Raw genomic sequence first — 2,768 nt, 5'->3', positions numbered from 1 at the left:
GCCGGAGTTTGCTCAATGACAATAACCCCTTCCATGGCCGGGGTCCAGCCACCGGGAAGACTAGCAAGGCGATGCATAATAGTTGAAAATATATGGAAATAAATCTATGAACTAGCAGGGACTAGCAAAATAATTTTCTTAAAAAAACCTTAGATCTTTAAAAATACTTAGATTTTGACGAGTTAGGCAAAAACCTAGGCATGATAGAAAAAGAAATCCATGGGGCTTGGTCCTTGAATGCCGCTGCCCAGTCTACGTTCAATTCGGCATGCTACCTGCTTTTTCCCCCATTTTCCGTCGACTTTTACCTGTTGTCACCTTTGAACGCTTGCTCCGTTTTTGGCGTACCATGGCCCAACAAACAGGGGATGGGGTGCAGTGTTTTGTGGGGGATTTACCCAGCAGTTTGAAACCTTCCCCTGGACCATCGGTGCTTGATGCCGAGGTCGACCACCGTTTTGCACTCCTCGTTAGTCCAGGGCAATGGGCTTTATTGGAAGGAGAACAAATTTCTCCCCATCATTATGCGGTGTCGATCACCTTTGCCCAGGGCATCATCGAAGATTTTATCGACAAGCAAAATTTGCCCGTCGTAGCAGAGGCTATGCCCCACCGGCCAGAGGAACAGTCTGGTCCCAGCATCGCCGAACAATTGACCCTGGGTCTACTGGAAATTCTTAACAGTGACAGCACCAGCTTTTCCCCAGAGCCTTCCCTCCAGGACAGCCTGCAGGCCAGCCAGGTAAAGGTGCTCAGCCAAGTCATTGCCCAAATTCGTCAAAGCTTAGACTTGGCGGAAATTCTCAATAAGGCCGTGACGGCGGTGCAGAAATTTCTCTTTGTGGATCGCCTAGTTATTTACCAATTCCATTACCATCAGCCATCCCTTGCTTCAGTGGGGGAAGAGCCCACGTCAACTCCTAAGCCCCGCCAGCAATATGGAGAAGTAACCTACGAAGCACGGCGATCGCCAGAAATTGACACCATGCTGGGAATCATGACTGAAAATGATTGTTTTTCCCAAGTCCTCAGTTACGAACAAAAATACCTCAAGGGCGCTGTGGTGGCAGTCAATGACATTGAAAACCACTACTCTTCTTCCTACTGTTTAGTCGGACTGCTGCAACGCTATCAAGTACGGGCTAAATTAGTGGCTCCCATTATCGTTGAAGAGCAGCTTTGGGGTTTGTTGATTGCTCACCAGTGTCACCATCCCCGGCAATGGTTAGATAGCGAAAAGAATTTTTTGGGTCAAATTGGTGAACACCTAGCCGTGGCGATCGTTCAGTCCCTACTGTACAGTGAAGTGCAAAATCAGAAAAATAACTTTGAAAAACGGGTAATTGAACGGACCAAGGAATTGCGGGATACGCTCATGGCGGCCCAGGCTGCCAACCTCCTTAAAAGTCAATTTATTAATAATATTTCCCACGAATTACGTACTCCATTAACTAGTATTATTGGTCTTTCTGGCACCCTATTGAGGTGGTTTGACCATCCCACCTCTTTGCCACCGGCCAAGCAACAATATTACCTGCTGAATATCCAAGAAAATGGCAAAAAACTGTTGAATCAGATTAATAACATTATCCAACTTTCCCAGCTTGAATCTGGTCAAACAGCCCTCAACATTCAATCCTTTTCCCTACACACCCTAGCCCAGACCGTGATCCATTCCCTAATGGGGGTAGCGGTTAAGCAACAAATCAATTTAGAGCTAGACTACCAGATTAATTTAGGCCAGGATCAATTTTGCGCTGACCAGGAAAGGCTCGATCAAATTCTGACCCAATTACTCAACAATGCACTGAAATTTACCCCGGCAGAAGGCACAGTTATCCTCCGCATTTGGAAAGAAAAGAACCAGGCTATTTTTCAGGTGGAGGATACAGGCATTGGCATCAATGAACAACAGTTGCCGGTGTTGTTTGAAGCCTTTAAGGTAGTTGGAGACAGCTACACTAGCTTTTATGAAACCGGTGGGGTGGGTCTCGCTTTAACCAAACAGTTGGTGGAGCTCCATGGCGGTTACATTGAAGTCGAATCCAGCCCAGGACAGGGGACAATTTTCACCTCCATAATTCCCCAACAGAGTTTACCCCTAGCCACCAAGGGACCAGTCCAGGATAAGTTGGATGCGGTTATGCCCTTTAATTCCAGTGTGATCGTCATTGAACAGGATGAGGAAATTGCCACACTGATTTGTGAATTATTGACTGTGGCTAACTACCAAGTCATCTGGTTAATTGATACTACCAATGCCCTGCAACAGGTAGAACTGTTACAACCGGGTTTGATTATTGTGGATGGGGATTTTGCCGATGTCACGGAAGTAACCAGGGGAATTAAAAAGTCCCGGCGCATTAGTAAAGTTACAGTTTTTTTGTTGAGTGAGTCCCTATCCTCAGCGGAGTGGCAAGCGTTGTCCCAAAAGGGCATTGATGATTACTTGCTTAAACCTCTCCAGCCCGAATTACTTTTGCAACGGGTGCAGAGCATCCAACAGGAACCTCTCCGCTAAATTTGTTGATGGTTAATACTTTGACTGTGGGCAGATGTTTTTTGGGGTTTCTATCCTCGAAATACCGGTAACATATTAAGATTGAGGGGAGTTGCAGGAAAACCGATGAGTAAATTTGATAGCGGATTACCCAGTGTCCGCCAAGTACAGCTTTTGATCAAGGATCAAACCCCGGTGGAAGTCAAACTACTAACGGGGGATTCCATCTTCGGTGTTATTCGTTGGCAAGATAGCGATGGCCTAGGGC

General features: G+C 46.4%; 1 protein-coding gene. It reads left to right on the top strand.

Translation table 11 applies throughout. The features are described from left to right. The first annotated feature begins 268 nt into the window (after positions 1-268). Positions 269-2,521: an ATP-binding protein gene (locus tag IQ219_RS18770; RefSeq protein ID WP_194073616.1), complete on the top strand. Its 2,253-nt coding sequence runs from the start codon at positions 269-271 to the stop codon at positions 2,519-2,521. Positions 2,522-2,768 lie beyond the last annotated feature (247 nt).

Source organism: Synechocystis sp. LEGE 06083 (genome assembly GCF_015207725.1).
Taxonomy (GTDB): domain Bacteria; phylum Cyanobacteriota; class Cyanobacteriia; order Cyanobacteriales; family Microcystaceae; genus Synechocystis; species Synechocystis salina.
The sequence above is the reverse complement of the archived record's forward strand: the minus strand, read 5'-3'. Positions and strand labels throughout refer to the sequence as shown.

Excerpts from the sequence above, each read along its gene's own strand:
- IQ219_RS18770 (WP_194073616.1), top strand. The coding sequence starts at position 269 with ATGCTACCTGCTTTTTCCCCCATTTTCCGTCGACTTTTACCTGTTGTC.